This window comes from Bacillus sp. B2-WWTP-C-10-Post-4 (assembly GCF_009183805.1).
Lineage (GTDB): Bacteria > Bacillota > Bacilli > Bacillales > Bacillaceae_G > Bacillus_A > Bacillus_A cereus.
Window position 1 is genome coordinate 1 of record NZ_WEII01000130.1, and the last position, 10,153, is coordinate 10,153.

Here is a 10,153-nt window from a genome sequence, read left to right on the forward strand (position 1 = left end):
ATATAAATGGAATTTAAAGACCTTATGAATTATATTGAAGAAAATAAAGAAGAACATTTTCATGATTTAATCGCTAAAAATGAACGGGAAATTGCAAAAAAAGAAGAAGAAGAGAAATAAATAATTTTAAATAGAAGAGTTGGCCTTTTGGGTCAACTCTTTTGTTGTTATAAATGGTTATAAAATTGAATTTCTCAATTGTTGAGTAAAAGGAATTGCAGAATTTTTCTGTAGAAAAGGTTGTTTGGTATTGAAAATGAAACAGACAATTTGCTAATCATAGGAGAGTTTTTTAGTGTTATATTAAATAGAAAACAGCGTAATGAGTTAACGCTTTAGGAGAGAGTATATGAATCATTTTATTGTTATGCAGGGGCATACATATCAAGAGGAAAAAGGATTAGAAATTATTTGGTCACCTAAAAAGGATAGAGGCGGTAATGTACCACATTCATGGAAAAGAATGATGGATGTAAAAGAGGGGGATCGAATCTTTCATTATGTAAAAGGGAATATTGTAGCATTTAGTATAGCTGAAGAGGATTGTAAGGAATCGAATAAACCATCTATTATGAAAAGCCATGATCAATGGAATGATGAAGGCTATTTGGTATCTTTAAAATTTCATGAGTTAGAAAAACCAATTAATATACGTGAGAAATTTGAAGAGATATCGCACCTGTTGCCAATTAAATATTCACCTTTTCAATCAGATGCAAATGGAAACCAAGGTTATTTATATCCATGTAATGAAGAATTAGCCCTTAAATTAATGGAACTAATTGGTGATTCAAACATTTATAAAATAAATGATGAGCAATTAGAGTTGGCAGTTGATCCGGTAAGAAGGACAGAAAACAATACATTAATTCCGGTTATAGCTGAGACGGAATCCGAAGTGAAAGCGAAAATACGAATTGGACAGCAAAAATTTAGAGAGGAATTAATGGAGATTTGGAACGGAAAATGTGCATTATGCGGAATAAATTTACCAGAATTGTTAAGAGCAAGTCATTCTAAGCCATGGAAAGATAGTACAAGTATGGAACGCTTAGATCCGTATAACGGTGTACTACTGTGCTGTAATCATGATGCTCTTTATGATAAAGGGTTTATCACATTTGATGGACAGGGACGACTGCATATTTCCTCATTAATAGTGGAAACAGATTATTTGAAATTTGGATTAATACCAAAAGCTAAGATAGGAATTCAACCGGAGAATAAATTATACTTTAAGTGGCATAAGAGGAATATTTTTAAAGTAAAATAGTATAATTTTAAACTTCAAGGACAGGAAGAACATAAGAGAGACGAATTGTGTTATCCAGTAAAGGGGAATGGTACATGTATAACTGTAATCAATGTGGAACAGAAATGATTATGCAATTACAAGATAGATATAGAGAATATTGTCCCAAATGTGAAGAGCTTAAACCAAATAACTTGGTATACTATAATCTATATGAATTACTAGATTATATGGAAGCGAATCACTACATGAGTAAGGAAAATATGCTACTTAATTTTTTGAAATGGGAGTTTGATTTAACGAAAGGGAATATATTCAAGTTATATCTAGACATAGATAAATATGATCAATCCAATGATGAGGATTTTACAAGACAATTAGGGGACTATATGAAGGGAATTCGATTAAAATTAAATGTTAAATATGAAGATAATTATATTTGGATTAAGGTTAATTAGATGGAATTCCAGATGTAATGAGTTTTGTTTTAAAGAGATAATAAGTAATTGAGAGGAGATTAATGGTGATGGAAGATTTGCAAAAGGCAGTAATAAAATTTCGAGATGAGAGAAATTGGGGGCAGTTTCATAATGCGAAGGATCTAGCAATTTCCTTAAATTTAGAAGCATCAGAGTTGCTTGAGGCTTTTCAATGGAAGTCTAGTGAAGAAGCAACAGAGACGAAAATGCAGGAAATAAAAGAAGAAATGGCCGATGTAATGATCTATTTACTTATGCTAAGTGATAAATTAAATATTGATCTAGAAGAAGTAGTACATGCTAAATTACTCAAGAATGCAGAGAAATATCCAGTAGAAAAGGCATTTGGAAAAAATAAAAAATATAATGAACTGTAAAACGACTATCGTTTTACAGTTTTTTGAAATAAATATGTAAAAGAAGAGGGATGGGATTTTGAGTTGTAAGTCTGTATTGGATTCAAACGGTATACAATATTCACCACTCTCGAATATTCTTTAACTTAAAAAGTGGGGGTCATTAATTGATATCAGTAGCAGCAAAATTATCTTCATTTGAAATAATTAAGAAGAAGCGAAAAGATTTTGAGCAAGGTTCTACGAGAGACGTCAAAATTGATAAAGTACCAGTAGTCTATATTCAACGAGATAAGAAGAATGTATATGTAGGTAAGTCCACAGATATATATGAGCGTTTTGTTGCGTATTTAAATGATGAAAGTAAAACATTCAATGAAGTTATTGTAATAAAAAGTGAATTATTTAATGAAAGTGCAATTAAGCATATTGAAACATTGTTAATAGAATACTTATCTGTAGATGATAAATTTAACTTACTGAATAAAGTAAGGGGCCAAAGGATATACCGTTATAAAGGGATTGAAAATGTTGAGAGTATGTTTAAAGAAATTTGGAATCAGTTAATTAAGGAAGAACTAGCCAGCGAGAGTTTATATAAGCTAAATAATTCAAATCCAAAGGGAGAAGATGGATTAAGTGATCAAGTAGCAAGTAACGATCTTTTAGGAAGAGAACTTTTAGTTAATGAACTTAGTAGTTTTTATACTGAGTATAATGAAGGTAATTCAACTCCTCTGTATATGGGGATTTTTTCGAGGTGGGGAATGGGGAAAAGTTCCTTTATCGAAATGTTAACAAAGAATATTGAGGCTACCGAATCTGAGACTAATAAATATTTAGTATGCAAGGTAGATTGTTCTTTATTTCATAAAAAAGAAAAATTATGGATTACCATATTAAATAAACTACTTGATGAAATATCAACAATGAAAAAAAAGAAGATATCAAAAAAGCAAGAAAGAGCGGAAGAACAAGATAAGGTTTTTAAGTGTAATTTCTTTAGCTTTAAAACAAAATTTTTCCTTAATAATTTGTTATCTTGGTTAAAAAGAAGATGGAAGTTAATTACTCTACTTTTCTTATCGTTGATTGGCATATACTATCTTATTACTAAATCTTTTCCCAATGCACCGATAATACCAAAAGATTATAAGGAAACCACAGCATTGCTAACCGTAATAACGTTAGTTTTTACATTAATTAAAACAAGAACATTAATATTTAAACAAAACGTATTTTTACAGGATGATAGAAATGAAGAGAGTAGTTTTATTCGGAGTACCAAGGAGTATGAACAGTTAATTTCTTTAATAAATAAAATTAAAAAGAAAAAGAACTTAAAAATATTACTAGTCTTAGATGAAATGGATCGTATGCATAAGGATTTACTACCAGATATTATAGAATTAATACAATTGTTTAAAGGACTAAATAATAAGCAATTCATAAAAAAAAGTAATGCCGAAAATGATAATTCGGATGAATCAGTAATATCTTTTATCTTTTCTTTTAACCAAGATATGTTGTTTCCGGTAATTGGGAAAAGTGTTTCGTTAGATGATAACCAGTTGTTTATAAATAGTTATAGAAATTATGAAGGATATGTTGAGGGTCAAGGAAAAGATGCATATTTAAACTTTTACAAATTGGGTAAGGAGTATATGGATAAATATTTGGATTTAACAGTATATTTGGAAGAGGAGATTGATTATACTAAACTAATGGAAGAATTATTTAAGGAAGATAAGGAGATTGGAGATAATAAATCAGAAAAATTACCAGCAGATAATGATGAAGGAGAAATGCTAGAACAAGCTAATGGTGAAGTAGGTTCGGTTCAGCAAAGCGCTCAACATAGCTCATTAAATAGTAACAGACAAAAATCCCCATCATTTACTGAATTGGAGATAAAGGTAATTAGGGAAACTGTTCGGAAAAATGCATCTAAAGTAGAACCACGAAAAGTTAAAAGACTTAAAAATGCATTGATTTTGTTAAAGAAATTAAACAAAGAAATAGATAGCAAGGCACTAGAGAATGTTTATGAAGAGGAACTAAAAAGGTTTATTCTTAATTTTCTTGAAATTGAAAATGGTGAACAGCGAGTTTCTGATTCAGCATATAATCAAATTGCTATAACTGATGGGAACTCTATAGAAGATAAGTCTAGTAATTCGCGCGCTAATATGACTAGACAGCTTAAATATACTGAATACTTTATACATAATAAGATTAAAAGTTAACCATTTTCAATAATTAAATATGTGAAGGGAATCCGCTTAAAATTAAATGTTAAAATGGAAGCCTAGTGAAAAAGCCATAGAAACAAAATGCAGAAAATGAAAGAAGAAATGGCGGATGTAATGATTTATTTACTTATGCTAAGTGATAAATTAAATATTGATCTAGAAGAAGTAGTACATGCTAAGTTGGAAAAGAATGCAGAGAAATATCCTGTAGAAAAAGCATTTGGAAGTAATAAAAAATATAACGAACTGTAAAGCGATAATCGTTTTACAGTTTTTTGAAATGGTTATGAGAAAGCAGATGGTTGAGATCATGATTTGGATGTATGGATTGTATTTTAAAAGTATGCAATCCACAAATCCTCAAATATTCTTAAAATTAAAAAGTAGGGAGTTATTCAAATGCTATCATTTGCAGCAAAATTATCATCATTTTACATCATTAAAAAGAAGCGAAAAGAGTTTGAGCAAGGTTGTATTAGAGACCCTAAAATAGATGGAATACCAGTAGTTTATATTCAACGAGATAAAAAGAATTTATATGTAGGTAAGTCCACAGATATTTATGGCCGTTTCATTGCACATTTAAATGATGAAGATAAAACATTCAAGGAAGTTATTGTGATAAAGAGTGATTTATTTAATGAAAGCTCAATTAAACATATTGAAACATTATTAATTGAATATTTATTAGCGGATGAAAAATTTAACTTACTGAATAAAGTCAGAGGACAAAAAATTCATTCCTATAATGGAATTGAAAATGTTGAAAATATGTTTGGAGAAATTTGGGCTCAGTTAATGAAAGAAGGTATAGCTAGTGAGAATTTAGGCGAGATACATAATAAATTTATTTATAAATATTCACCATTTAAAGAGTTATCGGCAAATCAAATTGAGGTTTGCAAATACATTTTTAATACAATGCTTACTACATCAAATAGTCGACATTTGATTACAGGGGACCCGGGTACCGGTAAAACAATTGTATTAACAAATATCTTATATGCGCTTGCTTATGACGATAAAACTGGTAAAGCACGTGAGGGGCAGTCTCATGAAGACATTGCACTTATTGTCCCACAAAATCATTCTTTAAATTTATATAAGAGTTTAATGAAAAAACTAGGTTTACAAGGTATTACAGTACTTTCACCTTCATTATTTATTAAGAAAGCAAAAAATAGAGGATCTAAATATAAATATGTTTTTGTAGATGAAGCTCATCGTCTGAAACAATATTTTGGTAAACAAGCACGTGATTTAAAACATTTAGTTACTGATGATGGTTATACAAACGAGTTGGAATTAATAGAAACATTTGCATATCATTTAACAATAGTTTATGATCCATACCAAACGATTCGACCAGCAGATATAGATACAGATGCATTCCAACGGTTGACAGCGAATTATAAGAGGCATCCCTTACATAAACAATTCCGTTTAAAATCTGGAGATCAATATCTAGCATGGCTTCGTAAATATTTACAAATAGCAAATAATGTTGGAGTGTATGAAGAAGGGTTATTGCAGGGCTATGACTTTAAGGTAATGGACTCTATTACAGAATTAAATGAATCTATGAAAATGTTAAATGAAAAACATGAATTATGTCGTGTAGTCGCAGGTTATTCTTGGGAATGGATTACACAAAAGGATAAAAATCACTATGATATAAAAGATCCCGTTACAGGTGAGACATTCAAATGGAACTCAAAGGTAAAAGGTTGGATTAACTTTGAGAATAGTATAGAGGAAATAGGATGTATACATACTACACAAGGTGCGGATTTAAATTATGTTGGAGTGATTTTAGGAGCTGAAATTGATTGTGATTACGCAGGTGAAGAAAATGGAGACTATGATTTAAATAAGGCTAAGATTGTAGTGAATCCAAAAGAATATAAAGATCGAAACGGTCTTCCAATTAAGGGAACAGATATAAATAATGAGGAGTTAACATCCTATATTAAACGTATTTATTATGTATTATTATCTCGCGGAATAAATGGATGTTATGTCTATGCAGTAAATCAAAATATGCAAAGATATTTAAAGGAGATAGCAAAAGTAAGTCAATAATTATGAAAAGGGGTTACCTTTAATGTGGTAGTCCCTGCCAATTAGATAGCATTTAATAAGTATTTAAAGAGCCTTACTACACATAAATTGTAGTAAGGCTCTTATTATCTCTATAGAAATAAGGATTAGAAAATAACTTATCCCCTCGGAAGAAAAAAGACTTTATTTTAACTTCCCTATTGATAGGTTAACACGATAATTCCCATATTTTAATAGTCGACCTAGAAAGTTATCCAATTCTTCATTAGAAGAAAAATGTGTTTTTAATAAATAACATCCTTCACCACTTACACGATGTACTTCAGATATTTCTTCTTCTTTTTGAAAGAAATCCATAAATTCTTGATGATTAGCTGATGTGACAAACAAAGTAACAAATGCAGTCACGGTTTGTCCTAGTTTGATTCGGTTTATAGCGATTGTATATTGTTCAATAATCCCTAAATCCTCTAATCTCCTAATTCGATTTCCTACAGCCTGCCCAGTCATATGTATTTTTTGACCTAGTTCTTTCCATTGTATTCTTGAGTTTTCTCCTAATAATTTCAGTATCTCAAAATCTGTTTGATCAATAATATAAACCAATCCTTTCATCGTGAAAGTAGAAAAGCAGAAAGTGTTTCGCCAACTTATTCAGCTTATCGATACAATTCACTATACTAAGTTTATTCTCTTACATCGCATTGTTTATTAGTTATATTTACTTATAACACAGAGGACGCAACAAAAAAATACATCTAGATTTAAAGGAGGTTACAAATATGTTATTACAAGATATTTTATCGTTCAATGAAAAATTTGTAGAAAATAAGAAATACGCCCCCCGTGAAGCAACAAAAATGCCTAAGAAACGTATGGTTGTTGTTTCTTGCATGGATGCTCGTTTAATTGAGCTACTTCCAAAAGCTTTAGATATACACGATGGAGATGCAAAAGTTATCAGAAATGCAGGTGGTAAGATTGCTTCTCCTTTCGATAGTGTCATGCAAAGTGTTGTAGCATCAGTATATGATCTAAATGCAGATGAAATCTTTCTTATCGGACACCATAGATGTGGTGCAAGCCAAACTAATCCCAAAGGAACACTTCAAAAAATATTAGATCGTGGAGTAGCTTCACCAGAAATTTTAGCAGCAATTGAATATGCTGGTGTTGACCTTGAAAAATGGCTATTTGGATTCGATGATATCTGTGATTCGACTCAAGCTAATGTTGATTTAGTAAGAAATCATCCACTTATTCCAAAAGATGTTCCTGTACATGGTTTAGTTATTGATCCTCACACAGGTAAATTAGATGTAGTAGTTGATGGATATAAAACATTAAATGGTATGAAACATTAATCATTACTTAAATGAAGGGAAGTTATTAAATATGAATAGACAAGAAGCTACGCAAAAAATTATGGAAGCAAAAATCGCAAAAGGTTTAACATGGGAAGAAATTTCAAAAGTAAGTGAAAATTCTGAGACTTGGGTTGTAACAGCATTATTAGGGCAGGCTACAATGACACGTCCGGAGGCAGAAAAAATCGGTAAACTATTAGAATTAGATGAAGAAGTAGTTCAGGCATTAACAGTAGTTCCACTTAGAGGTCAAGTAATGCAAATGCCTCCTACTGACCCAATCTTATATCGATTATATGAAATGATGTTACAATACGCACCAACTCTTAGAGAATTAATCTTAGAAAAAGCTGGTGAAGGTGTAATGAGTGCAATTAACTTCAATTTAGGTGTGGATACACAAGAAGATCCAAAAGGTGGCGATCCTCGTATCGTTATTACACTTAATGGGAAATTCTTACCATTTCGTGCATGGTAATTAATTAAAAATCTATCTATACAATTAAATTGATTTTACAGATTTACAAAATCCATCCTTTTTAATCTAACTGTGTAGAAAGGATGGATTTTTACTATGAGATTCTTTTTCAGTAAAGGAGAATAATATGAATAAAAAATACTTTAATACAAGCTTTAGTATTCTACAGTGGTTTGTGTTTCTATTAGCAAATGCAATTGCATTGCCTATCATTATTGGTGGCATATTCCATTTATCAGTAGAAGATATTTCAACATTAATGCAGCGAACTTTTTTAGTCGTGGGAATAAGTTCATTTATACAAGCATGGTTTGGGCATCGTTATCCCATAGCGGATGGTCCAGCCGGTTCATGGATAAGTATATTTGTCATACTGGGACAAGTTGCTATGCATCAGGGACAAAGTGCAAAAGACGTGTTGCAACTTTTAGAAGGTGGGTTAATTATTGCAGGTATATTACTCTTCGTTCTTGGTATAACAGGGCTTGTTCATCGAATCTTACGTTTATTTACTCCTTTAGTTACAGGGACATTTCTTTTAATTTTAGCACTTCAACTTAGTGGTGTGTTACTAAAAGGAATGATGGGATTACAAGGATCTGCAACTCATCCTGATTATTCAACAGCTATTATTGCGCTCTTTGTTTTTGCCCTTATTACTTTCTTATCAATTAAAGGGACAGGATGGATGAAAAGGTACGCTGTGTTACTTGGAATTTCATGTGGTTGGCTTTTGTATACTCTTTTAGGAGAATCATCTTATATGCCTACACATACAACGCTAGTTAAGTTACCAGAGATATTTGCTTGGGGCACACCTAGATTGGATATTGGAATGACCCTAACTGCAACTTTATTTACATTTCTTTTAGTTGCAAATACAATTGCTGCTATTTCAGCTGTAAAACAAGTAGCTCCCTTATCTAAAGAAAATGAAAAGCAAACATTGAACCGTGGTGTATGGGTCGGAGGTATATCACATATTATCTCGTCGTTGTTTTCTACAATTGGTATTGTACCATTACCTGCATCAGCAGGATTTATTCAATTAACAGGACAAAGAAAGTTGAAGTCGTTCCTTATAGCAAGTCTTATATTAGCAGGAATTTCTTTTGTTCCCTCAATCGTAAGCTTTATATCCTTGCTTCCAGGCCCTATTGCCAATGCTGTACTTTTAGCAACATTTGTCCAAGTAATAGGCATTTCATTTCAATCGATTTTAAGCGAAGAATTAAATCAACGCCGATTAACTATATTAGGAATTACATTATTAATCAGTTTAGGAATAATGTTTCTTCCAGAAAGCGCATTTAGTGGCATTCCTTCTTCCTTACAATATGTTTTAAGGAATGGATTGCTCGTGGGTACCGTGATTGTCATTCTATTGGAACAGTTTTGGAAAGAATAAAGTATTTATATGCTTTTTTATTTGGAAGAAAATAAAGAATGAAAATCAGCATTTGGAAATATTTTAAAATATCTTGATATAAACCTATGTATTTTGTAATATATAGGTATATTGTTAGTTTATTTGATTCCGTTCATTCCCACACCTTATGTGTTGTGGTTGAGTTGTAGAAGTAAGTTTTTTTCTTACTTTAATTTTGAAAGGGCTTCTTTGAGCCGATTAGTGTAATTAGCTTATTTTGCTATGCACAATTAATCGACTTGAGGAGGCCTTTTTTGTTTGGGTTTAAACAGGTATAAATATATATTTCTGTATAAAACAACAGATTAAGATAGGAAATTTATATAGGGGGAGAAAACATAGGAGTAATTGATTTGTTTATCAGGGAAATTGGAGGGATATGTAGTTTTTTTACGTTAAATGTATACAAGGATATATGAAACTGTGGTTGTAAAATAGATACATAATAGATCTACGAATCGCAGCAAAAATAATTATAT

General features: G+C 31.0%; 9 protein-coding genes and 1 pseudogene. 9 read left to right on the forward strand and 1 reads right to left on the reverse strand.

Annotated features, from left to right (window positions below; genetic code table 11):
- Positions 1-349 precede the first annotated feature (349 nt).
- From GBN78_RS26260 to GBN78_RS26285, 6 genes and pseudogenes are all read left to right on the forward strand, one after another.
- Positions 350-1,273, forward strand: coding sequence for an HNH endonuclease (locus tag GBN78_RS26260; RefSeq protein ID WP_152127867.1), 924 nt, complete (start codon positions 350-352; stop codon positions 1,271-1,273).
- A gap of 74 nt (positions 1,274-1,347) precedes the next feature.
- Positions 1,348-1,710, forward strand: coding sequence for a hypothetical protein (locus GBN78_RS26265; RefSeq protein ID WP_098321877.1), 363 nt, complete (start codon positions 1,348-1,350; stop codon positions 1,708-1,710).
- 68 nt (positions 1,711-1,778) lie between these two features.
- On the forward strand, positions 1,779-2,108 hold the full coding sequence (locus GBN78_RS26270; RefSeq protein WP_098321878.1) for a nucleotide pyrophosphohydrolase: 330 nt from the start codon (positions 1,779-1,781) through the stop codon (positions 2,106-2,108).
- A 146-nt stretch (positions 2,109-2,254) separates the two neighbouring features.
- Complete coding sequence (locus GBN78_RS30445; protein ID WP_193224759.1) at positions 2,255-4,333, forward strand: P-loop NTPase fold protein; 2,079 nt, start codon at positions 2,255-2,257, stop codon at positions 4,331-4,333.
- Positions 4,334-4,385: 52 nt separating this feature from the next.
- Positions 4,386-4,591, forward strand: a pseudogene (locus tag GBN78_RS26280) (MazG-like family protein); the annotation flags it as partial.
- 147 nt (positions 4,592-4,738) lie between these two features.
- Positions 4,739-6,421, forward strand: coding sequence for a DUF2075 domain-containing protein (locus GBN78_RS26285; RefSeq protein ID WP_076775793.1), 1,683 nt, complete (start codon positions 4,739-4,741; stop codon positions 6,419-6,421).
- A 162-nt stretch (positions 6,422-6,583) separates the two neighbouring features.
- Here the strand turns inward: GBN78_RS26285 and GBN78_RS26290 are convergent, their stop codons facing one another.
- A complete protein-coding gene (locus GBN78_RS26290) occupies positions 6,584-7,015 on the reverse strand; it encodes an Lrp/AsnC family transcriptional regulator (protein ID WP_000677474.1) in 432 nt (143 codons plus the stop codon).
- Positions 7,016-7,182: 167 nt separating this feature from the next.
- Here GBN78_RS26290 and GBN78_RS26295 point away from each other — a divergent pair, with 167 nt between their 5' ends.
- From GBN78_RS26295 to GBN78_RS26305, 3 genes are all read left to right on the forward strand, one after another.
- Positions 7,183-7,764: a beta-class carbonic anhydrase gene (locus GBN78_RS26295; RefSeq protein ID WP_000926479.1), complete on the forward strand. Its 582-nt coding sequence runs from the start codon at positions 7,183-7,185 to the stop codon at positions 7,762-7,764.
- A 31-nt stretch (positions 7,765-7,795) separates the two neighbouring features.
- The gene (cynS, locus tag GBN78_RS26300; RefSeq protein WP_016090269.1) at positions 7,796-8,245 is read left to right on the forward strand and encodes a cyanase; all 450 of its coding nucleotides are present in this window, start codon (positions 7,796-7,798) and stop codon (positions 8,243-8,245) included.
- A 127-nt stretch (positions 8,246-8,372) separates the two neighbouring features.
- Positions 8,373-9,653, forward strand: a complete 1,281-nt coding sequence (locus tag GBN78_RS26305; protein WP_152127868.1) for a purine/pyrimidine permease — start codon at positions 8,373-8,375, stop codon at positions 9,651-9,653.
- Positions 9,654-10,153: the final 500 nt, after the last annotated feature.